This window comes from Microbacterium sp. STRO-2N, assembly GCF_057747775.1.
On the sequence record NZ_CM173223.1, the window covers coordinates 4070901 to 4093032 of the forward strand.

Below are 22132 nucleotides of genomic sequence, written 5' to 3' on the forward strand. Positions count from 1 at the left end.
CAGGAGAAGACCGTGACCCAGACGCACATCCCGCAGCGCTACGCGACCAGCCCCGCCCAGATCCCGGGCATGACCACGCAGCAGCTGCGTGAGACGTACCTCGTTCCCGAGGTGTTCGTGCCGGGCGAGATCCGCCTGACCTACACGCACCACGATCGGGTGGTGCTGGGCGGTGCGGTGCCCGCCGGTGGCGTGCTCGAGCTGGGCGGCTACCCCGAGATCCGCAGCGACTACTTCCTAGACCACCGCGAGGTCGGCATCGTCAACGTCGGCGGCACCGGGACGGTCACCGCCGACGGCGAGGTCTACAGGCTCGTCAAGGGCGCCTGCCTGTACCTCGGCCGCGGCATCCGCTCGGTCTCGTTCGCCGATGCCGGTGACGATGCGGGCGCGCAGTTCTACCTCTTCTCGGCGCCCGCGCACACCGCCTACCCGGCCGCGCTCGTGTCTCCGGGCGAGGGCACGGTGCGCGAGCTCGGTGACCAGCTCACGTCGAACCGCCGCACGCTCAACCAGTACATCCACGAGAACGGCATCAAGAGCTGCCAGATCGTGATGGGCGTCACGGAGCTGCACCCGGGCTCGATGTGGAACACGATGCCGGCTCACACGCACGACCGCCGCACCGAGTGCTACCTCTACTTCGATGTGCCGGAGGACGCGCGCGTCATCCACCTCATGGGAGAGCGCGAAGAGACCAGGCACCTGGTCGTCGCGGACCGCGAGGCCGTCATCTCACCGTCGTGGTCGTTGCACTCCGGGGTCGGCACCGCGGCATACTCGTTCGTGTGGGCGATGGCGGGCGAGAACCAGGCGTTCGACGACATGGACGCGGCGCCCGTGACCGACATGCGCTGACCCGGGACCCCGCGATGCCTCCGAAGACGCTGCTCGCGATCGGCGAGACCATGGCGATGGTGACCCCGGTCGTGGCCGCACCCGTCGTCGAGGCCGACGCGTTCCTGCTGGATGCCGGCGGCGCCGAGTCGAACGTCGCCGCACACGTCGCCGCTCTCGGCCATCGCGCCGTGTGGCTCAGCAGGCTCGGCGCCGACGCCCTCGGGCGCCGGGTCGCGCGCCAGCTCGCCGAGCGCGGAGTCGACGTGTCGCGCGTGGTCTTCGACGAGGAGCATCCGACCGGGCTGTACGTGAAGGACCCCGGCAACGGCGTCCTGTACTACCGCCGCGGTTCGGCGGCGTCGCACCTGGCAGACGCGGATGCCGCCGCCGTGTCGTTCGAGGGCGTGGATCTGCTGCATGTGTCGGGCATCACCGCCGCGATCTCGGCATCCGCGTCGTCGTTCCTCAGACGGGTGATCGACCGTGCTCGCGAACACGGCGTGCCCGTGTCGTTCGACGTCAACCATCGGGCTCCGCTGTGGGATGCCGCAACCGCCGCGCCCGTGCTGCTCGGGCTTGCGCGGTCGGCCGATGTCGTGTTCGTCGGCCGGGATGAGGCCGAGACCCTGTGGCGCACGGCGGCTGCCGCGGACGTGCGGGCGCTGCTGCCCGACGTGGCGGAGCTCGTGGTGAAGGACGGCGACGTCGGGGCGACCGCCTTCGTCGGCGCGAACGCGGTGTTCGAGCCGGCGCTGGTCGTCGATGTGGTCGAGGCGGTCGGCGCCGGCGACGCGTTCGCCGGCGGGTACCTCGCCGGTCTGCTCTCGGGCGACGCGATCGCCGACCGGCTGTGCGCCGGGCACGACCGCGCCGCCCGCACCCTGCAGACCACGACGGACTCGATCGACGGCGCGGCCCGATGACCCAGCGGCCGCGCCGAGCAGTTTGCGACGGCTCGAGGCGAGCGAGCATCAGGATCGACGAAAGGACTCCCGCATGACCGAGGAGCAGACGGACTGGTTCGAGACGGCGTTCGCCGGGGCGCCTCTCATGGCGATCCTGCGGGGCATGGGTGTCGAGCGCTCCGTGCGACTGTCCGAGACGGCGTGGGATCTCGGCATCGACTCGGTCGAGGTGCCGCTGCAGACCGACGAGGACGAGCGGGCCCTGCGCGCGGTCGTCGAGCGGGCCGCCGCGCGCGGCAAGAGCGTCGGCGCCGGCACGATCATCACGCCCGCCCAGGCGGCGCTCGCCGCAGACGCCGGTGCCGCCTACCTCGTCTCGCCCGGACTCGACCCCGAAGTGGTGAGGGTGGCGCAGGATGCCGGCATCCCGGTCCTTCCCGGCGTGGCGACGCCGAGCGAGGTGCAGCTCGCGGTCTCGCTCGGGCTCACCTGGCTCAAGGCGTTCCCGGCGACGTGGCTCGGCAGCGGGTGGTTCCGGCACATCCGCGGGCCGTTCCCCGAGGTGCGGTTCGTGGCGACCGGGGGTCTCTACGCCTCGAACGTCGAGGAGTTCCTCGACGCGGGCGTGCGCGTCGCGGCGGTCGGGTCCGCCCTCGAGGACGCGTCGCAGCTCGAGCGTCTGGCGGCCGTGCTGCAGGCGCGGTCCGCGCGGTGACGACGGTACTGGTTGACTGTCGGGGTGCATGACGTCTCTGACGCGACGGTGGTCGTCTGCGGCCCGGTCTCGTGGAACCATCTGCTCCTTCTCGATCGGCTGCCCGATCCGGTGCCGCACATGCAGTTCGCGCTCGGCGACGTGCGCACACTGGGCGGCACGTCCGCGGGCAAGGCGCTGCATCTAGCGGACCTCGGCGTGGGCGTGACGCTCCACGCGCTCCTCGGCGATGACGACGAGGGAACGCTGGCGTCGGCGGCACTCGCAGAAGCGGGCGTGCGGCTCGAGGCGCACGCCTCGGAGCGCACCGAGCGCCACGTGAACCTGATGACCCCGGCGGGGGAGCGCGTGAGCCTCTATCTCGCGACGCCGTCCGCGCCGTCCGATGCCGCACTCGCGCGCATCGAGAGCGCGGTCGCCGCTGCCGGCATCGCCGTCGTCGACCTGAGCGAGGTCGGAGCCGCCCTCGTCGAGCGCCGCCTCGCCGGGGCGGCGGGCGCGTCGATCTGGACGGACCTGCACGATTACGACGGGTCGTCAGCCTTCCACGAGCCGTTCCTCCGCGCCGCCGACGTCGTGTTCATGAACGACGACGCGACCGAGGATCCGTGGGTGCTCATGCAGACGTGCCTCGATCGCGGCCCTCGGCTCGCCGTATGCACGCTCGGCAGCCGCGGCGCGATCGCCCTGACGGCTGAGGGTGAGCGCGCATCCGTGGCGGCCCTGCCGGTCGATGTGATCGACGCGAACGGTGCCGGCGACGCGTTCTTCGCCGGTTTCCTCGCCGCGCGACTCGCGGGAGCGGAATTGAACGGATGCCTCGACGCCGGCTCTCGCCAGGCGGTCGTGGCCCTGTCTTCCGAGCACCTGCATCCCGCGGTCGTCGCGGGCTGACTGGCCCCAGACGCGAACAGCCGACGAGCACCCTCGAGTGGCGTGCAGGCAGTCGGCTGGACTCGCCGTCAGACTCCCGTCGTCTCTCCGCGGCGGACGGTCCGGACGATGCCTCCCGCGAGCTCGGGCCACAGCTGGTGAGCGATGAGGTGGCCCATTCCGGGGTGGATCTGCAACTCGGCCCGTGGCAGCGCCTCGGCCATGTCGACGGCCGAGACCCAGTGCAGCACGTCGTCGTCGCGCCCGTGAAAGACCAGCGCGGGAACGCCGACCCGTCGCAGCGCCTCGAGCCGCTCGGGCGCGCGCAAGAGGGCGGACCACTGCCTCGCGAATCCCTCCGGCGCGTAGCCTCGGTCGAATGCGGTGCCGGCTGCCCACGCCATCCACTCCTGATCGACAGAGTATCGGTCTCCGACGCTCTCCGCGGCGGAGTAAGCGATCGCGCCGGCGACGAGCTGTTCCCTCGTATACCGCACCGGCGGCTGGAGGAGTTCGGCGCGCTCGCCGTGGAGGATGTAGCGACGGTCACGACCGGGAATGGTCGAGATCAGACCCAGGCTGCGCACCCGGTCGGGATGCCCGATGGCCGCCATCTGCGCCATCATGCCGCCCATCGAATGTCCGACGAGGTGCGCTGCCGGTACCTCGAGATGATCCAGCACGCGAATGACATCGTCCGCCATATCGGCGAGATCGTAGCCCCCGTCGATATCGTCCGGCCCCCCGAATCGAGCGGACAGGCCCACGTCGCGATTGTCCATGCGCAGGACGCGGAGTCCTGCCGCGACGAGCATGGCGACGAGGTCGTCGTGCCAGCTGATCAGCTGCGCACCGCCGCCGGAGAGCAGTACGACCGGCGGGCCGTCAGAGCCGCCGGATACTTCGTAGTAGATCGCAGGACTGTCGGTGTGAGGCATCCGGAACCTTTCTGTCGATGGCGCCGCTGCGGCGTCTGGGGACGGTGCTGCTTACGCGTCGACGACGAGCCTCGGTGAGAGGGCGCGCGAGACGCACGGGTAGATCGTGGTCGAGACGTCGTCAGTGTTGAGCGAGTCCCGGTGCTCGGGCGTGCCGTCGAGCACCCGCAATGCGCACGAGCCGCACACTCCTCGCAGGCAGGAGCCGCGCACTTCGACGCCCGCTCGCTGCAGCGCCTCGAGCATCGATCGGCCCGCCGGCACCTCCACGGTCACCTCCGACCGCGCGCAGCCGACAGAGAATGCCTCGTCCGGCCGGAACTCCCTCTTCTTCGGCTCGAAGCGCTCCACATGCAGCCGTGGACCCTGCGGAAGCATCGTTCCCGCCCCGACGAGCGCATCGATGAATCCCTGCGGCCCGCAGGCGTAGACGTCGGTGTCGGCGGTGAGTCCGCGCAGCAGCCGTGAAGCGTCCAGTCGCCCGCGCTCACGGCTGATGTGCGTGCTCGCACGATCCCCGAATACGGCGAGCTCCTGCTGGAAGGCGACGTCGTCACGGGACCGGGCGAGGTAGACCAATCGCCAGTCTGCACCGGTGGCGGCAAGGTGGCGGGCCATCGACAGGATCGGTGTGATGCCGATGCCGGCCGCGAGCAGCAGGTACGAGGAGGCGTCTCCGAGAGCGAAGAGGTTGCGTGGCGGCCGCACCCACACGGTGCTCCCTACGCGCAGGAAGGAGTGGATGTAATGCGATCCGCCTCGCGACAACGGCTCACGACGTACCGCGATCCGGTAGGCGCCCGTGTCCGCGGGGTCGCCGCACAGCGAGTACTGACGCTCGTGCCGCGTGATCAGCTGCACATCGATGTGCGCCCCGGGCTCCCATGCAGGCAGAGGGGAGGCATCCGGATTCTCGAGTCGGATGCTGACGATCGAGGGGGTCTCGTTCGTGATCTCTCGGACGACCAGCGCCGTCATACCCTCCCGGCTGCGCATTCAGTACAGTGCGCGGTAGGCGCTCGACGTGGCGTCGTCGATCACGTCGCCGACCGAGGTGTCCCAGCCGGACATGCTCGCCCAGATCTGGCCGGACGAGGGCACATGGCTCGCAAGATCCTGCATGTCGGAATCCCACAGCCCGGCACGGAGCAGAGCGCGGCCGCAGTGCAGGTAGACCTCCTCGGTGTGCACCACGATCGCGAGATCGGGCACCGAGTGATCCTGCTCCAGCATCCCCAAGAGCGTCGGGTCGTCGGTCACGAAGGCGGTGCCGTTGATGCGCAGCGTCTCGGTCATGCCCGGGACGAAGCAGAGCAGGCCGATGTGGCCGTTGGTGACGATGTTGCGCATCGAGTCGGCGAGCTTGTTGCCCAGGCGATCCGGAATGACGACGGTGCGCTCGTCGATCGCACGGACGAAGCCCGGATAGTCTCCGCGGGGCGAGCAGTCGCAGTTGCCCGTCGCATCCGCCGTCGACAGGCAGCAGAAGGGGGAGTGGGCGAGAAACGTCAGGCAGTTCTCGTCCAGGTGATCCGTGATCTTCCGGAAGGACGCGTCATCCGGTTCGCCGAGCGTCGCGCGGATCTCGTCGAGTCCCACGGCGCGAAAGTCCGTCGAGAGCATGGCCTCGACGCTATCCGACCGCGGCTCGCCACGCCTCGTCACGTCGGCACAGAGTCGATGGGTGAATGTGTGCTGTGGACACAGGAATCTGCCCTCAGAACCTCAGCGGCTGCCCGCACCGAGCAGTCTCACTCGACAGGCGAGCTCGACGGCGAAGCGCGTGTCGGGATCATCGAGGTCGACGTCGAGGACTTCCCGCGCACGCCGAATGCGATAGCCGACCGCGTTGGGATGCAGGTTGAGCTCCCGCCCAGCCTGCACGAGCGAATTGCGGTTGCTCAGATACGACAGGAGGGTGCGGACTGCCGTGGCCGACCGCTCGGCCCCCAGCGCGTCGAGCGGCTGCAGGATGTCGTCGAGGAGATTGCGGCTGATCGGCGAGGCGTAGAAGTCGAGGAGCAGTCGTCGCAGTCCCGTGACGTCGGTCAGTTCGACGGCGTCCAGCCGGCCGCCCGCGATCGCGGAGTCGGCGGCCACTCTGGCTTCGGCGGCGGACTGCCGAAGCCCCGCGGCTCCCGTCTGCGGGGTGCCGAGTCCCACCGTGTACGTCCAGTCGTCGCCCGCGATGCGCCGCGCCTGCGCCTGCACCTTCAGCATGACGTCGCGCAGTCGACGCTGATGATCGCCGGCGCCGTGCTCCTCCGTGCTCACCGCGATCACGTCGTCCTGGATGAATGCGATGTGCCACAGCTCGGGACGATCCTCGATCAGCTGGAGAGTGAACAGCTCGAGGGCGGCCTCGACGAACCGTGGGGCGCGTAAGCCCGGATCGCTGCGGTGCCGCGGCCGCATCCAGGCGACGGCGTGGGACAGATGCAGCGGCAGCCCGAGCCGCGCCGCTGGGGCGATGAACCCGTCGACCCTCCCAGCCTCGGCGAGCACGAGCTCGACGATGAGGTCTGCGCGCGACTGGTTCGGCGCGAATCGCGCCTGCAGATCGCGCTGCATCGCGCGGGAGACGAGCGAGGCGATCACGGGAAGAGCGACCGTGGCGGCGGGGTCGGATGTCTCGGCGACGAGTCGGCCGACGGGCACCTCGCCCACGAACACGGCATCGCCGTCCGTCCATGACGTCGCAAGGCGATCGCTCAGTTCGATGCGGACGCCCAGTGCCGCTCCCGCCGCTTCGAGGATCGCGGCGGCTGCGTCGCCCCCCGGCTCGGCGGCGGCCTGCGTGGCCTTCTCGACGGCGTAGGCGGCACGGGTCATCGACTCGGCGGCGCCGCCGCTCAGCATGCGATCGATCGCCACGGCGAGGTCGGGAGGGCGCATCTCGTGGGCGATGATCAAGGGGACGGCGCCGCGATGTGCGAGTACGACGGCGGTCTCGGTGGCCGAGAACCCGGCCGGCATCACGATGCCGGCGAGCCCCCTCGCGCTGGCGTGACGGATCGCGACATCCACCAGATAGGGCGGCGGGGAGTCCTCCCCGGCGATGACCGCCAGCGTGCCCGCTGTGAGCGCGGCGAGCTCGGGCAAGGTCGTCACGTCGACGCGCTCGATCGGCGCCCCCTCGCGCGGGCCGGCGACGAGTTGAATGCCCAATCTATCGGCCTGCATCAGGAGGTCAGCGGTGGTCAGTTGTGCCACGGGCACAATCTACGCCGATTCTCTGGGCTGTGGACACATTGTCGGTTCAAGGAGCGCTACCTACTGTCGTGACATGGCATACCCGTCCCTCGCCCCGTCGTCTGGTGAGCGCACCGCGCAGGTCACCGCTGACGACATCGATGCGCTCGCGGCAGGCGCCGCGATCTTCGGAACGGGAGGAGGCGGCGCCGTCTACACGGCGCAGCTCACGACCGAACGCGCGATCCGTGAGAACGGTCCGGTATCGCTCGTGACCGTCGACGAACTGGGTCCCGACGACGCGGTCATCATGATGAGCGGGATCGGAGCGCCCACCGTCGGCATCGAGATGCTCTCGTCGGTCGAGCAGGTGCGAACACTCCTGCGTGAGGCGGAACGCGTCGCCGGGCGGCCCATCACGGCGATCATGCCCGCCGAGATCGGCGGCAGCAACGGCGTCTCGCCTGCGGGATGGGCTGCGCGGCTCGGCGTGAAGCTGCTCGACGCCGACGGCATGGGGCGGGCCTTTCCCGAGGCCACCATGATCTCGACGAACGTGGCGGGCGTGCCCTGCGACTTCGCCGTGCTCAGCGATGTCGTGGGCAACGTCGTGGTGCTGCACACGGTGGATCTCGCCTGGCTCGAGCGCCACGCCCGCGCCGTGACGGTGGCGGCCGGTGGGATCTGCCTCGGTGCCCACTACCTGCTCACGGCCGAGTCTGCCGCCGGCGCGGTCATCCCGGGGACGATCAGCACCGCCATCCGAGTGGGTCGTGCCCTCCTCACCGCGGCCGATCCCGTCCCGGCGATCGCCGACGCACTCGATGCCGACGTGCTCATCTCCGGAAAGATCACCGACGTCTCCCGCCGCACCGAGGGCGGCTTCGTACGGGGATCGATCACGATCTCCGGCATCGGCGCCGACCGCGGGCGCCTCCAGCGCGTCGAGCTGCGCAACGAGAACCTCGTCGTGCTCGAAGACGGGGAGGTGCTCGCGACCGTCCCCGATCTGATCACGGTCGTCGACTTCGAGACGGGCCACGCCATCTCCACCGAGATGCTGCGCTACGGACAGCGCGTCGCGGTGCTCGCGTGGGCATGTGATCCGCTGTGGCGCACCGACCGCGGCCTCGAGCTCGCAGGACCACGCGCGTTCGGCTACGACCTGCCCTACGTGCCGTTCGAGAGGAAGGGGTCGCGATGACCGCGGAGCGCGATCTGTCCATCGGCGTCGATGTCGGAGGGACCAACACCGACACGGTCGTCGTCGACAGCGACGGGGCGGTGCGCGCGTGGACGAAGCAAGCGACCACCGAGGACGTCGTAGGAGGCATCCGTGCCGGCATCTCCGCCGTGCTCGCGCAGCTCGGCGACGGGCGCAGCAGGGTCTCGCGCGTGATGCTCGGCACCACCCACGCGACCAACGCGATCGTCGCGCGACGCAACCTCGACCGTGTCGCTCTCGTGCGGCTCGGCGCACCGGCCGCGACCGAGTGGCCGCCGTTGACCGGGTGGCCGGCAGACCTCTCCGATCGTGTCCTCGCGGGATCGGCGATGCTGGGCGGCGGGCATATGGTCGACGGAACGCCGATCACGCCGCTCGATCGGGACGGCATCCGCCGTTTCATCGATTCGCTCGACGGAGCCTTCGACAGCGTGGCGGTGTGCGGCATCTTCAGCCCGTCGTCCCCGGATCAGGAGCGTGAGGTCGAAGCGCTCATCCACGCGCACCTCGGCCCGACCGTTCCTGTCTTCCTCAGTCAGGACATCGGGCCGGATGGACTGCTCGAGCGCGAGAACGCCACCGTCCTCAATGCCGCGCTGCGCGGTGTGGCTTCCGACGTCACGCGCGCGCTCGTCGCCGTGGTGGCCGAGGAGGGCCTGGACGTCGCGACGTTCTTCGCCCAGAACGACGGCACGCTGATGTCGCTGGACTACGCCGTCCGCTACCCCGTGCTCACCATCGGTTCGGGGCCGGCCAACTCGATCCGCGGCGCCGCGTTCCTCTCGGGCGCCTCCCACGCGATCGTCGTGGACGTCGGCGGCACGACGAGCGACCTCGGCGTCCTGGTCGACGGGTTTCCTCGCGAGTCGACGCTCCCGCGCGAGATCGGGGGAGTGCGGACCAACTTCCGCATGCCCGACATCCTCAGCCTGGGGATCGGCGGCGGCACGATCATCGACACGGCGACCGGCGCCGTCGGCCCGGGTTCGGTCGGCTTTCGCATCGCGCAGGAAGGGCTTCTGTTCGGCGGCTCCACCGCAACGCTGACGGATGCCGCAGCGGCGGCGGGCCACGGCATCGGAGGTCGTGCGCTCCCGGCCATGCCCGCGGCACGACGGGAAGCGCTCCTGAGGGCGATCGCGGTCGCGCACGAACGCATCGAAGAGGCGGTCGAGCGACTATCGCTCGGGCGCGTCGATCTTCCCCTGATCGTGGTCGGCGGCGGCGCCATGCTCGTTCCCGACGGACTGTCGGGTGTGGGTCCGGTCATCCGTCCCGAGCGGGGGGAGGTCGCCAACGCCGTGGGCGCCGCGATCTCGCTCGCGGGCGGTCGCGCCGACCAGATCTCGGATCTCGAGGATCGCGACGCGGCCATCGCGGCGGCGTCGGAGGCCGCGATCGCGAAGGCGATCCAGGCCGGGGCGGATCCGCTCACGGTCGAGGTCGTCGAGGTGCTCGAGACGTCGCTGTCGTACACCACCCGGCCGACCATCAAGGTCTCGGTCAAGGCCGCCGGACCACTCAGCCAGCTGGCCGCGGTCGCGCCGGCCGTCGGATAGCACCCGCATCACCGACAGCAGTACCCGACAAGAGGAGATAGGCAATGAAACGCAGCAGGCTCGTCCCGGTCGCGGCCGGGGCCGTCATCCTCGCGATGACACTGGCGTCATGTTCGGGGTCGTCCGACCCTCAGGGGAATGCCGAGGAAGGCGAGTTCGTCTCCGGGGGCACGTTCGTGAAGTCGCTCAGCGACGACCCTGGCGACATCAATCCGATGAAGACCGTCTCGCCCGACACGTGGGAGGTCGTCACCCTGGCGTACGAGTCCCTGATCTACATCACCCCCGAGGGTGAGGCCGAGCCTTGGCTCGCCGACAGCTGGACCGAGACGGGGACGGAGGCGACGTACGAGATCAAGGAGGGCATCACGTGCGCGGACGGCTCGCCGTTCACCGCCCAGACGGTCGCTGACAACATCAACTACAACGCCGACCCCGCCAACGCGACGTTCTCGTACGGCACCGTGATCACCGAGGCGGTCTCGGCGACGGCCGATGGCAACACCGTGACCGTGACGAGCACGGTGAACGATCCGTTCCTGGCCACCAACATCGGCACCATCCTGATGGTCTGCGACGCGGGGCTCGCCGATACGGCAGCGCTCGCCGACACGACCGACGGCACGGGGCTGTTCCAGTTGAGCGAGGCTCGCCCCGGCGACGCCTACATCTTCACCAAGCGGGACGATTATGAATGGGGCCCCGACGGCGTCACGAGCGACACCGTCGGACTCCCGGACACGATCGAGGCGCGCATCATCGCGGATCAGAGCACAGTCACGAACCTCCTGCTCTCGGGTGAGCTGAACTCGGGCGTCGTGACCGGCCCCGACCAAGAGCGACTGGAAGCGGCCGGACTGGAGTACGTCGGGGTGCGCAATCCCGTCGGGCAGATGCTCTTCAACGAGCGGGAGGGTCGTCCCTTCTCCGACCCGCTCGTCCGGGAGGCGCTGTCGACCGCGATCGATCGTGACGAGGTCGGTCCCGTGATCGCCGGCAGCACGGGTCTGCCCGCGGTCTCCCTCGTGCAGAAGACGCCGCTGCTGTGCGTGCAGGATCCGCCGAGCTGGACTCTCCCCGACACCGACCTCGACCGCGCGGCGGAGCTGCTCGATGAGGCCGGCTGGGTGCTGGGCGATGACGGCGTCCGCGCGAAGGACGGGAAGCCGCTCGAGATCAAGTTCATCTACGACGCCCCGACGGCCTCGCACGCGCCGGCGGCCGAGCTGGTGAAGGAGACGTGGGACGAGCTGGGTGTCGTCACGACGCTGGTCGCCAACGACTCCGCCGCCTGGTCGGATCAGCTCTACACGAGCTTCGACTGGGACACCGGATGGATCCAGATCGCGCCGGGCAGCCCGGTGGTGCTGGCGCTCTTCTTCGCGGGAGCGACTCCCGACGAGGGTGGGCTGAACTTCATGTTCGTGGACAATCCGGAGTACAGCGCGCTGGCCGAGCAGGCCAAGACGGCGTCGCCGGAGGAGGCGTGCGGACTGTGGCAGCAGGCCGAGCTGGAGCTCATCGAACGATTCGACACCTTCCCGGTGATCGACAACATCCTGCCGAACTACCAGAGCGGTGCGGTGTTCGACCAGCCGAACTTCATCATGCCGACCACGATCCGGATGCTGGGCTGACACCATGACGACGCCGCCTCCGCCCATCGCCGCCGACCTGGCGGACGCGCCCACGTCCGCGCTCGCGGTGCGGGCGGAGGGGCTTCGTCGCCCGCGCCTGTCGGCGCGCGGGTCGTTCCTCCTCCGTCGGCTCGGAAGGCTCTTCGTCTCGCTCCTGGTCGTCGTCGTCGCGTCGTTCTTCCTCGTCCATCTCGTGCCGGGAGATCCCGTGCGCGCCGCGCTCGGCATCCAGGCATCGCCCGAGCTCGTGGCCGCGACCAGAGCCGAGCTGGGTCTGGACAAGCCGATCCTTCAGCAGTTCGCGGATTACGTCGCCGGCCTCCTCCACGGCGATCTCGGCGTGTCGATCCGCACCGGGCGGCCGGTGTCGGACATGATCGCGCAGCGATTCCCTCCCACTGCGACCCTCGGAGTGGCAAGCTTCCTGGTGGCGCTGTTCGCCGCCGTGCCGATCGGCATCGGCGCCGCTCTGAGCACGCAGCGGCGAGGTCGTTCCGCGCTCGACGCGACCCTGTCGGGAGTCCTCGGACTGCTCATCGCGGTGCCGGGGTTCCTCCTCGCGGTGGGGCTCATCGCGCTGTTCGCCGTGCAGCTGGGCTGGCTGCCGGCGGCCGGATGGGGCGAACCGCAGGACGCCATCCTGCCGGTGCTCGCGCTGGCCCTCGGGCCCATGGCCTACCTCGCACGCATCGTGCAGGTCGAGATGGTGGGTGTGCTCGGCGCGACCTACATGACCACGGCGCGCGCGAAGCGCCTGCCCTCGCGCCTGGTCTACATGCGCCACGCGCTGCCCAACATCATCACGGCCTCGCTCACCGTCGGCGGTCTGCTGCTGAGCGGCCTGATCGCGGGGACGGTGCTCATCGAGACGATCTTCGCGATCCCGGGAATGGGCGGACTCATGGTGCCCGCCGTCGGGGCGAAGGACTACCCGGTCGTCCAAGGGCTCGTGATCGTCTACGCGCTCATCATCCTCGGCGTCAACCTCGTCGTCGACCTGATTCTCGTGACCGTCGACCCGCGGTCCTCGATCACGGAGGGCTGACCCATGCAGCTGCGCGCCCGTCTGCTCTCCCCCGTCGGCATCGCCGCGATCGTGGGCTCCCTGCTCCTGGTGCTCGTCGCCGTGCTGGGGCCGATCGTGTTCGCCTCCGCCGCCGAGACGAGCTCCGTTCCCGACCGGCTCCTCCTGCCGAGCCTCGCGCACCCGTTCGGAACGGACGACCTCGGCCGCGACATCTTCGCCCGGGTCATGGTGGCCGCGCGGCTCTCATTGCTGCTGACCCTCGGCGCCACGGTGGTCTCGACCGTGGGCGGCATCGCGTTCGGCCTCATCACGGTCATCCTGCCGCGGCATCCGCGACGGTGGATGACGGGACTGCTCGACGTGCTGCTCGCCTTCCCCTGGCTGCTGATGGTGCTCTTCTTCACCGTCATCTGGGGCGCGAGCGCCTCGAGCGCGATGCTGGCGATCGGCATCTCCGGGATCCCGTTCATGGCGCGACTGGTGTACAACCTGGCGTCGTCGGTCTCGGGACGCGACTACGTCCGTGCGGCCCGGGTGGTGGGGGTGGGGCCCTTCGGCATCCTCGTCCGCCACATCCTGCCGAACATCGCCAACCCGCTCCTCGTCAACGCGGCGGCCACGGCGAGCGTCACGCTGCTCTCGTTCGCGGGGCTGTCGTTCCTGGGCCTGGGTGTCCAGCCTCCGGAGTACGACTGGGGCCGGCTTCTGCAGGACGGCATCACCCGGATCTACGTCAACCCGCTCGCCGCGATCGGGCCCGGCATCGCGGTGGTTCTCGCCGGCCTCGTGTTCACGTTCGTCAGCGAAGCGCTCGGCGACAACAGGGGCGCGGGATTCCGGGCGGTGGGAGCCCGCTCGGCGGGGGCGGCCCTGCCGCAGCGCGCGGCGTCGCGGGGCGCAGAGCCTGGCGCGCAGGGGGCCGGCGCACCGGTGGCCGGCACGGAGTCGGGGTCGGCACGCCCCGTCGCCGAGGTCCGCGACCTGCGAATCGCCTTCCCGACGCCGGAGGGTGGCACGGTCGAACGCGTGCACGGGGTCGACGTGCGTGTGAACCCCGGCGAGATCGTGGGGATCGTCGGCGAGTCCGGATCGGGCAAGTCGCTCACAGCCATGGCTCTCGCGGGCCTGCTCGGCGGGGATGCGCTCGTGACGGTGGCGGCCCACCGGTTCGACGGCGTGGACATGACCCGGCCGATCTCGGCCTCCGATCGCTCGAAGCTGGGCATCGAGCTCGGCATGGTGTTCCAGGATCCGTTGACCTCGCTCAACCCCGGCCTCACGGTGGGACGCCAGCTCACCGAGGTGCCGGAGGTGCACCTGGGGATGAGCCGGGTCGAAGCACGCGATCGGGCGACGGCGGCACTCGATGCGGTCGGGATCGAGCACGCGCGCACCCGGCTGTCACAGTATCCGCACCAGTTCAGCGGCGGAATGCGCCAACGCGCGATGATCGGCATGGCGCTCACCGGGCGTCCGAAGCTCATCATCGCCGACGAGCCGACGACCGCGCTCGACGTCACGGTGCAGCGTCAGGTCCTGGGCGTCCTGCGCGCGGCGCAGCGCGACACCGGCGCGGCGATCATCTTCATCTCACACGACATCGCGCTCGTCTCGGCGTTCTGCGACCGGGTGCTCGTGATGAAGGACGGGCGGATCGTCGAGGAGCTCGATGCGCAGCGCATCCGTGAGGATGCCGTGCACCCGTACTCGCGCGCGCTCGTCGCCTGTCTGCCCGACATGACGTCCGACCGGACCCAGCCCCTTCCCGTCATCCCACCCGAACTGGCGGCGGCCGCCCTCGCCGAGGAGGTGAGCGTGTGAACGCGCTCCAGATCGACCGACTCACCGTTCGCTACGGCCGTGCGACCGTCGTGGACGACGTGTCCATCGCCGTCCCGGAAGGACGCACGGTGGGGCTGGTCGGCGAATCGGGATCGGGCAAGAGCACGATCGCCGCGGCGGCTGTGGGTCTGGTGCACCCCGCTGCGGGCGAGATCCGGGTCGGCGGAGTCGTCGCGTCGGGACGCGGCGCCGCCGCCCGCGAGGCTCGGCGGCGTCTTCAGCTGGTCTTCCAGGATCCGTTCTCGGCGCTCGATCCACGGATGTCGGTGGGTGACTCGATAGCCGAGGCGCTGCGTGCGACCGGCCGGCCGTGGAGCCGCGCCGACAAGGTCGCGCGCGTGCGCGAGCTGCTGGGTCTCGTGCACCTCGACCCGGATCGGGCTGACGAGCTTCCCGCCGCGTTCTCGGGCGGGCAGCGCCAGCGCATCACGATCGCGCGCGCCCTCGCCGGTGAGCCGTCCGTGCTGATCGCCGACGAGGTGACCAGCGCGCTCGACGTGTCGGTGCAGGGCGCGATCCTGAATCTCCTGCGCGAGCTGCAGGACCGGCTCGGACTGTCGATGCTGTTCATCTCGCACAACCTGGCCGTCGTGCGCTACGTGAGCGACGAGGTCTGCGTCATGCGGCACGGGCGAATCGTCGAATCGGGGCGAACCGAAGAGCTGCTCGCCGCGCCGGCAGAGACCTACACGCGGGAACTGCTCGAGGCGGTTCCGGTGCTGGGCGTGCGGATGGTCACCGGGTGACGGCCGCATCGTCGGCGCGGGGTGACGGCGCCGGCGAAGACGGACTGTCGCGGTGCAGCGTCTCGGGGAGGAACGCGATGCCCACCAGCCCGATGACGCTCAGGCCCACGAGGTAGCCCGCGACCAGCCACGGTGTGCCGCCGCTCGCGGCAACGAGCGCTGTGGCCACGAGCGGGGCGGTGCCGCCCACGAGCGCCGCCGGGATCTCGCGTGAGATCGCGATGCCGCTCCAGCGCATGCGCGTGGGGAAGAGCTCGGCGAGCATCGCGGCGCTGACCCCGATCGTCGCGCCCTGGATCACGGCGAGACCGAGGATCAGCCCGGCGGCGACCAGGAGCGAGTTCTCGGTGTTGAAAAGGACGAACATGGGGAACGCGAACACGACGCCGAAGATCGCGGCGCCCAGGAGCACCGGCTTGCGGCCGATCCGGTCGGCGAGCCGGCCGAAGAGCAGAGTCGCGGGGATCGTGAGCAGCTCGGCGACGATGAGGGCGATGAGCGCGTGGGTCGGATTCACCGACAGGGTGCCGGTCGTGTACGAGAGCGAGAAGGTCTGCACGACATAGACCCACGGCAGGGCGAAGACGAACAGCGCCATCCCCGGGAGCAGGAACCGCCAGTGCGTGCGGACGGCCTCGGCGAGCGGCGCGCTGGCCACGGCGCCTGCGCGCTCGGCATTTTCGAACGCCGCCGTCTCCTTGACACGGAGCCGGAAGTACAGGGCGAACGCCACGATGACCACGCTCGCGATGAAGGGAACTCGCCAGCCCCACGACAGGAACTGGTCCGCCGGGAGCAGGCTGATGAGCGCGAACGCGGTCGTGGCCAGTGCCATGCCGACGTACACCGACGCGCCCGGGAAGCCCGCGATGAACGCCCGGTTCCGGTTGGGCGCCGACTCGCTGGCCATCGTCATGGCCCCTGCGAACTCTGCACCCGCGCCTGCGCCCTGGAACAGCCGCAGCACGATGAGCAGGATGGGCGCCCAGATGCCGATCGCCTCGGCCGTCGGGAGCAGGCCGATGAGCGTCGTCGCGGTGCCCATCATCAGCAGCGTCACCAGGAGGGTCGTCTTGCGGCCGACGCGGTCGCCGAAGTGGGCGAAGATCAGGCCGCCGATCGGGCGGGCACCGAAGCCCACCGCGAAGCCGGCGAATGCGCCGAGCAGACCGGCAAGCTCGCCGGCGCCCGGGAAGAAGAGCGGCGCGAAGACGAGCGCCGATGCGAGCCCGTACAGCGTGAAGTCGTACCACTCGATGACCGTTCCCACCGAGCTGCCGATCACCGCTCGCCGGCGTTGCTGCGAGCTGTCCAGTCCGGATCGGTCGATCTCGTCGACGCTGTCGTCGTGCATGACACTCCTTCGTGCGGGTTGGTGCTGGGTGGTGCGGGTGGTGCGGTGACTCAGCTCCGGCGACGCCGTGCGAGTCCGTGTGCCCGGTCAAAGCTACGGGCTCAGCGCCACGTGCCGGATGGACGATGACCACGCGGATGCCTGGGAGTGCTGGGTGATGACCACATACGTCGTCATCCGAGGGCGACGCCCGGCAGCCGCCGATTTCCCGGCGACCAGAAACACGGCGGAAACGTGTCCGACCTCCCGGTGTCGGAATCGGCCGTCGTGCGTGTGCTCCACACATTCCCGCGCCTTCAACATGGGACATCGGCCCATAGGCGGCGATTCCGCGGCTCCCGCACACTGACAGGCAACGAGCCGGTGGTGCGCATCGGCCGCGCGAGAAGCGGAGCATCATGGAGTCTTTCGAGGTGGCTGTCGTCGGCATGGGGGCACTCGGCAGTGCAGCCACGTACCAACTCGCGCGCCGGGGTGCGAAGGTGGTGGCCTTCGAGCAGTACGAGCTGGGCCACGTGCGAGGCGCCTCGCACGACACGTCGCGGATAGTCCGGACCTCGTACGGAGCCCCCGAGTACGTGCGGCTCGCGCAGTCCGCGTACCGCGACTGGGCCGATCTCGAGCGGGAGTCGGGCGAGCGGCTGCTCACGATCACCGGCGGTGTGATCTTCCTCCCGACCGACGGCCCCTACTCGGCCTCGGACTTCACCTCGGCGCTGAGCGAGTGCGGCGTCGAGCACGAACTGCTCAGTCCCGCTGAGGTGCAGGCGCGCTGGCCGCAGTTCCAGGTGCCCGAGAACGTCGAGACGGTTTACACCGCCGACACCGGCATCGCCCACGCGTCCCGGACCGTCGCGACCCTGCAGATGAGGGCCCGCGTGCACGGCGCCGACATCCGCGACCGCACGGCTGTGGAGTCGCTCACGCCGGACAGCGCCGGGGTGATCGTGCACACCTCTGGAGGCGACATCCGTGCCCGCAAGGTGATCCTGGCCACCGACGCGTGGACGAACACGCTCCTCGAGCCGCTGGACGCGGCCATCCCGCTGGATGTGATGCAGGAGCAGGTCACCTACTTCCGCCCGTCGGCGCCGCATGACTACGACCCCGCGCGGTTCCCGGTGTGGATCTGGGAGGACGACGAGTGCTACTACGGCTTCCCCACGTACGGCGAGCCGACCATCAAAGCCGCACGCGATGTCTCGGAGAACCGGATGACGCCCGCACTGCGGTCCTTCGTCCCCTCACCGGAGCTCACTGCACAGCTGTCCGGCTTCGTGACGGGGCTCATCCCCGGTGCCGGGTCCGAGCTGCGCACGATCACGTGCCAGTACGCGCTCACCAAGGACCGCCGCTTCGTGCTCAGTGCGCTGCCGCAGCACCCCGACATCATCGTCGGTCTCGCCGCCGGGCACGGCTTCAAGTTCACCCCGGCGCTCGGCCGCGTGCTCGCCGAGCTGGCGCTGGAGGGCGAATCCACCGATGACCTCAGCGAGTTCGGCGCCGTCGCAGCGATGGCCCAGTGAGGCGTCGCGGCGCCGGCCACCGCGTACGGACCCGCCCACAACCCGTCCCTGCTATGGAGGATTCGCCCATCATGCGACCGTTCCCGTGGGGCGCCGCACCGTTCAGGCGGCTTCACACGCTCAGTAGCGTGACCGCCATGTCACCGACGACACCCTCCGTTCTCGCCGCCCATGCGCGGGCGAGCGCGGACGAAGGTCGTCGCTCGCCGAGCGCTGGGGAGTGATCGGACGTGACCCGATACATCCTCTCTCGGCTGCTGTCGTCGCTGTTCGTCCTGTTCGTGCTGTCGGTGCTGGTGTTCTCGATGGTGCGTGTCATTCCGGGCGACCCGCTGGCCGCCTTCGCCGATCCCGCCAACCCCGACCCGGCGAAGCTCGCCGCCCTGCGCAGCGAGCTGGGTCTCGACCAGCCGTGGATCACGCAGTACTTCGTGTGGCTACTGGGGGTGGTTCAGGGCGATTTCGGCCGTGCGATCACCGTGCCGGGCGAGGTGTCGGACCTCATCGCGTCCCGGCTCCCGTTGAGCCTCACTCTCGCAGTCATGGCGACGGTGTTCGGCACGGTGATGGGCATCCCGGCCGGGGTCCTCGCCGCGACGCGGTGGCGGCGTCCTTCCGACCACGCGGTGCGCGGACTGTCGTTCATCCTCCTGGCGACGCCGCCGTTCGTCCTCGGCACAGTGCTCATCCTGATCAACTCACTGACGCTGCGCTTGCCGCTGGTCGGCTACTCGGGAGCGGCCTCGGATCCGCTGCGCGCATTCGGGGTGCTGCTTCTGCCCGCGCTGCTGATCGGGATCGTGCTCGCCGCGATCATCGCCAGGTACACGCGCGGAACGCTGCTGGACACACTGGGGCAGGATTTCGTCCGGACTGCCAGGGCCAAGGGCGCCTCGCCGGGTCGACTGGTCGTGCGTCACGCACTGCGCAACGCACTCATCCCGGTCGTCACCGTGATCGGCATCGAACTGGCAGCCCTTGTCGGCGGCACCGTGGTCATCGAGGCGGTGTTCTCCCTGCCCGGGATGGGCTCGCTTCTGCTCACCGGCATCCGCTCGTCGGACTACCCGATCATCCAGGCCACGGTGCTCCTCATCGGCGTCGTGTACGTGCTGATCAACTTGGTCGTCGACCTGCTCTATCCACTGATCGATCCCCGAGTGAGGGTGCACACACGATGACCGTGACAAGGGAGCTCACCCTCGCCAGGGCCGCGGGGAGCCGTCCACGCCGCCGGCGCCTCGGCCCGGCGTTCTGGAGCGGGGCCGGCATCCTCGGCGGCATCCTGATCCTCGCGGGCTGGATGACACTGTGGCCGCCGTACGACCCGTTCGTCGCGTCCGGCCAGCCCATGGCCGGCCCCAGTGCCGAGCACCTTCTGGGCACCGACAACCTCGGCCGCGACACGTTCACGCGTCTCGTGCTCGCCGCCCGGACCAGCCTCGTGATCTCGGGTGCCGCCGCCCTCCTCGGTGCGGTCATCGGCACGTTCTTCGGGCTGATCGCCGGTTTCGTCGGCGGCCGAGTGGATGCCGTCATCATGCGGATCGTCGACGCGATCCTGGCCCTTCCTGCCATCCTGGTCGCCCTGGTCGTCGGCGTCATCGTCGGCAACGGCGCGGGGCCGCTCATCCTCGCGCTGGGGCTGGTGTTCGCTCCCGGCTTCGCCCGGGTCATGCGCGCCCCCGTCATCGCGCTCCGAGAGCGGGACTTCGTCCTCGCCGCCACCCTCAGCGGCGTCCGTCCCACCCGGGTGATCGCCGAGCACCTGCTCCCGAACGTCCTCACGCCGCTGTGCGTGCAGTTCGCATCGGTCGCCTCGCAGGTCGTCTTGATCGAGGCGGCGCTCAGCTATCTCGGCCAGGGCGTGCAGGCGCCCGAGCCCTCCGCCGGCCGGATGATCAGCGAGTTCACCCGCTTCATGCAGGTGCAGCCGCTGCTCATCATCCTCCCCTCCATCGTGATCATCCTCCTGTCGGCCGCGTGGAACCTCCTCGCCGACGGGTTGCAGGACTACCTCGCTCCCCGACGCGAGCCGGCGTTCTCGCTGGGTCGTCACCGCTCTCGTCGCCGCGACTCTGCACCGGTATCCGACCGCACCACCACATCCACGAAGCACACACCAACGGAGAAGCAATCATGAACAGACGACACTGGGCGGGCGTGGCAGCGCTCGCCGTCGCGACCCTGACGATCGCCGGATGCACGTCCGGCGGCGCGACAGGCGCCGAGGAGGAGCCCGGTGAGCCGGTCGCAGGCGGCACGCTCACGTGGGGCGTGTCGGCGGAGCCCTCGGCGGGAGGCCTCGACCCGATGGTCGCGTCCGCCATCGCCGCCGAGGTCATCGACTCTATCGCCTACGACACCCTCCTCACCCGCGACGATGACGGCGACGTCGAGCCGGCTCTGGCCACCGAGTGGGAGCAGCCCGACGAACTGACCTGGGTGTTCCAGCTCCGCGATGACGTCACCTTCGCCGACGGCACGCCGTTCGACGCCGGCGACGTCGTGTACTCGTTCGAGACGCGAGCGGACGGCGGCTCCAACGCCACCTACCTCAGCAGCATGGAGAGCGTCGAGGCGACCGGCGACCACGAGGTGACGTTCCACTTCAGCCAGCCCGACGGCACGTTCCTCGACGCCGTCTCGGCCCGCCAGACCTTCTTCATCGTCAGCGAGGAGGCGTACGGGAACGCCACCGAGGAGGAACGTCAGACCCGCACCGTCGGCACCGGCGCATTCCAGGTGACGGACTGGGAGCAGGGCGTCTCCATCACGATGAAGAAGAACGAGGACTACTGGGGCGACGAGCCGTACCTCGACGAGATCGTGTTCGAGCTGTACCCCGACGAGAACACTCTCCTGGCCGCCGTGCAGCAGGGCAGCGTGCAGGCGGCGTCGTTCATCGACGGGAGCCTCGCCCAGCAGGCGGAGGCATCGGGCTTCACCCTCGGCGACGCCGCGTTCCGTCAAAATCTTGCGATCTACATCAATCCCGAGTCCGGCCCGCTCGCAGACGTCGACGTCCGTCGTGCGTTCTCGCTCGCCCTGGACCGCGAGGCCCTCGTCGAGACCGCGATGCTCAGCAACGCAGGCGTCTCCTTCGTTCCTCCGGCCGGCGACCCGGGTGCTCCCGATGCCGCCGACCTGCCGTACTACACGCGGGATGTCGACGAGGCGAAACGGCTCCTCGAACAAGCCGGCCAGCCCAACCCCGAGATCACCCTCAGCTACATGGGTGACGTCGCGGCGGCGCACCACCCGGTCTACGAGATGATGCAGCAGCAGCTCGCGGAGGCGGGTATCACGCTGAACCTGAAGGCCACCCCGCTGGCCGAGATCTCGCCGATCTTCACCACGGGCGAATCCTGGACCGATCTGGTCGCGATCCCGGGCAGCCCGAGGGCCTCGGCCGTGTTCTACCTCGAGCCGGTCCTGCTCGAAGGGGGCGTCTACAACCACTGGGACGGAAACCCGGATGCCGCCAAGGCGCGCGAGCTCCTGCAGCAGGCCAAGGCCGCGACCTCGCCCGAGGAGTACGCCGACCTCGTCGACCAGCTTGCCACCGAGGCCGCCGAGCAGGCGCTGGAGTTCGTCCCCGCCGCAGTTCCGGTGTACTTCGAAGTGTGGGACAGCAGCAAGCTGCACGGCTATGAGAGCGACGCGTTCTACTCGCGTTCCGCTCTCGACACCAGCTGGCTCTCGCAGTGACACGCGCCCGGGCGCTTCCCCTCGGGAGCGCCCGGGCGCTCA

19 protein-coding genes are annotated in these 22132 nt (G+C 69.8%); 14 read left to right on the top strand and 5 right to left on the bottom strand.

From position 1 onward, the window contains the following. Window positions 1–12: 12 nt before the first annotated feature. The 4 genes from kduI (at window position 13) to AC3ANN_RS18745 (ending at window position 3354) form a co-directional block, all read left to right on the top strand. A complete protein-coding gene (gene kduI / locus AC3ANN_RS18730; RefSeq protein WP_488338878.1) occupies window positions 13–858 on the top strand; it encodes a 5-dehydro-4-deoxy-D-glucuronate isomerase in 846 nt (281 codons plus the stop codon). A gap of 14 nt (window positions 859–872) precedes the next feature. Then, entirely contained in the window at window positions 873–1763 is an 891-nt protein-coding gene (locus AC3ANN_RS18735; protein WP_488338879.1) for a sugar kinase, read from the top strand. Between the two features lie 73 nt (window positions 1764–1836). Then, window positions 1837–2460, top strand: a complete 624-nt coding sequence (locus tag AC3ANN_RS18740; RefSeq protein WP_488338880.1) for a bifunctional 4-hydroxy-2-oxoglutarate aldolase/2-dehydro-3-deoxy-phosphogluconate aldolase — start codon at window positions 1837–1839, stop codon at window positions 2458–2460. A gap of 24 nt (window positions 2461–2484) precedes the next feature. Then, on the top strand, window positions 2485–3354 hold the full coding sequence (locus AC3ANN_RS18745) for a carbohydrate kinase family protein (protein ID WP_488338881.1): 870 nt from the start codon (window positions 2485–2487) through the stop codon (window positions 3352–3354). 68 nt (window positions 3355–3422) lie between these two features. Here AC3ANN_RS18745 and AC3ANN_RS18750 read toward each other — a convergent pair whose 3' ends face one another. The 4 genes from AC3ANN_RS18750 to AC3ANN_RS18765 all read right to left on the bottom strand — a co-directional run bounded on the left by AC3ANN_RS18750 (window position 3423) and on the right by AC3ANN_RS18765 (window position 7484). After that, the gene (locus AC3ANN_RS18750; protein ID WP_488338882.1) at window positions 3423–4271 is read right to left on the bottom strand and encodes an alpha/beta fold hydrolase; all 849 of its coding nucleotides are present in this window, start codon (window positions 4269–4271) and stop codon (window positions 3423–3425) included. Between the two features lie 51 nt (window positions 4272–4322). Then, on the bottom strand, window positions 4323–5249 hold the full coding sequence (locus AC3ANN_RS18755) for a PDR/VanB family oxidoreductase (protein WP_488338883.1): 927 nt from the start codon (window positions 5247–5249) through the stop codon (window positions 4323–4325). Between the two features lie 18 nt (window positions 5250–5267). Then, window positions 5268–5894: an MSMEG_1061 family FMN-dependent PPOX-type flavoprotein gene (locus AC3ANN_RS18760; RefSeq protein WP_488338884.1), complete on the bottom strand. Its 627-nt coding sequence runs from the start codon at window positions 5892–5894 to the stop codon at window positions 5268–5270. Between the two features lie 102 nt (window positions 5895–5996). Continuing rightward, window positions 5997–7484, bottom strand: coding sequence for a PucR family transcriptional regulator (locus AC3ANN_RS18765; RefSeq protein WP_488338885.1), 1488 nt, complete (start codon window positions 7482–7484; stop codon window positions 5997–5999). Window positions 7485–7557: 73 nt separating this feature from the next. Between AC3ANN_RS18765 and AC3ANN_RS18770 the strand changes: the two genes are divergently transcribed. Genes AC3ANN_RS18770 through AC3ANN_RS18795 form a run of 6 tightly spaced genes read left to right on the top strand, consistent with a single transcriptional unit; the run spans window position 7558 to window position 15499 of the window. Beyond that, window positions 7558–8667: an S-methyl thiohydantoin desulfurase family protein gene (locus AC3ANN_RS18770; RefSeq protein ID WP_488338886.1), complete on the top strand. Its 1110-nt coding sequence runs from the start codon at window positions 7558–7560 to the stop codon at window positions 8665–8667. Continuing rightward, a complete protein-coding gene (locus AC3ANN_RS18775; protein WP_488338887.1) occupies window positions 8664–10247 on the top strand; it encodes a hydantoinase/oxoprolinase N-terminal domain-containing protein in 1584 nt (527 codons plus the stop codon). The genes AC3ANN_RS18770 and AC3ANN_RS18775 overlap by 4 nt, the downstream gene beginning before the upstream one ends. 44 nt (window positions 10248–10291) lie before the next feature. Continuing rightward, window positions 10292–11884 (top strand): ABC transporter substrate-binding protein, encoded by a 1593-nt coding sequence (locus tag AC3ANN_RS18780; RefSeq protein WP_488338888.1) that lies wholly within the window; start codon window positions 10292–10294, stop codon window positions 11882–11884. Between the two features lie 4 nt (window positions 11885–11888). Beyond that, a complete protein-coding gene (locus tag AC3ANN_RS18785; RefSeq protein WP_488338889.1) occupies window positions 11889–12929 on the top strand; it encodes an ABC transporter permease in 1041 nt (346 codons plus the stop codon). A gap of 3 nt (window positions 12930–12932) precedes the next feature. Beyond that, entirely contained in the window at window positions 12933–14732 is a 1800-nt protein-coding gene (locus AC3ANN_RS18790; RefSeq protein WP_488338890.1) for a dipeptide/oligopeptide/nickel ABC transporter permease/ATP-binding protein, read from the top strand. Then, window positions 14729–15499: an ABC transporter ATP-binding protein gene (locus AC3ANN_RS18795; RefSeq protein WP_194409971.1), complete on the top strand. Its 771-nt coding sequence runs from the start codon at window positions 14729–14731 to the stop codon at window positions 15497–15499. The genes AC3ANN_RS18790 and AC3ANN_RS18795 overlap by 4 nt, the downstream gene beginning before the upstream one ends. Here AC3ANN_RS18795 and AC3ANN_RS18800 read toward each other — a convergent pair. Next, window positions 15489–16853 carry an MFS transporter gene (locus AC3ANN_RS18800; RefSeq protein WP_488338891.1) on the bottom strand — a complete coding sequence of 455 codons (1365 nt, stop codon included), beginning with the start codon at window positions 16851–16853 and terminating at the stop codon, window positions 15489–15491. The two genes, AC3ANN_RS18795 and AC3ANN_RS18800, sit on opposite strands and share 11 nt — an antisense overlap. Window positions 16854–17251: 398 nt before the next feature. On the opposite strand from AC3ANN_RS18800, the gene solA reads away from it, so the two are divergent. The 4 genes from solA (at window position 17252) to AC3ANN_RS18820 (ending at window position 22090) form a co-directional block, all read left to right on the top strand. Then, entirely contained in the window at window positions 17252–18379 is a 1128-nt protein-coding gene (solA, locus tag AC3ANN_RS18805) for an N-methyl-L-tryptophan oxidase (RefSeq protein ID WP_488338892.1), read from the top strand. Between the two features lie 230 nt (window positions 18380–18609). Further along, window positions 18610–19560: an ABC transporter permease gene (locus AC3ANN_RS18810; protein WP_488338893.1), complete on the top strand. Its 951-nt coding sequence runs from the start codon at window positions 18610–18612 to the stop codon at window positions 19558–19560. Beyond that, window positions 19557–20522 carry an ABC transporter permease gene (locus AC3ANN_RS18815; RefSeq protein WP_488338894.1) on the top strand — a complete coding sequence of 322 codons (966 nt, stop codon included), beginning with the start codon at window positions 19557–19559 and terminating at the stop codon, window positions 20520–20522. Before AC3ANN_RS18810 ends, AC3ANN_RS18815 begins: the two co-directional genes overlap by 4 nt. Then, on the top strand, window positions 20519–22090 hold the full coding sequence (locus tag AC3ANN_RS18820; protein ID WP_488338895.1) for an ABC transporter substrate-binding protein: 1572 nt from the start codon (window positions 20519–20521) through the stop codon (window positions 22088–22090). The genes AC3ANN_RS18815 and AC3ANN_RS18820 overlap by 4 nt, the downstream gene beginning before the upstream one ends. The last annotated feature ends 42 nt before the right edge of the window (window positions 22091–22132 follow it).